Here is a 375-nt window from a genome sequence, read left to right on the forward strand (position 1 = left end):
ATCCTGGATCTCGTCGCCCCCATCGGCCGCGGCCAACGTGGCTTGATCGTGTCGCAGTCAAAGTCCGGTAAGACGATGATGCTGCAGAACGTGGCACAGGCGATCCAATACAACCATCCCGACGTTCACCTGATCATGCTGTTGATTGACGAACGTCCGGAGGAAGTGAACGAAATCGCACGCACCGTGCGCGCCGAAGTGATCAGCTCCACCTTCGACGAGCCAGCCGTGCGCCACGTGCAAGTCGCCGAAATGGTGATCGAACGGGCCAAGCGCCTGGTTGAACACAAAAAAGACTTAGTCATCCTGCTCGATTCGATCACGCGTCTTGCGCGCGCCTATAACACCGTGGTGCCGAGCTCCGGCAAAGTGCTC

At 58.4% G+C, this 375-nt stretch carries 1 pseudogene; it reads left to right on the forward strand.

Features of this window, described 5'->3' with window-relative positions:
* Positions 1-375: pseudogene (locus AC4HNJ_RS21685) on the forward strand (transcription termination factor Rho); the annotation flags it as partial.

Source organism: Dyella sp. SYSU CM1112 (genome assembly GCF_058216415.1).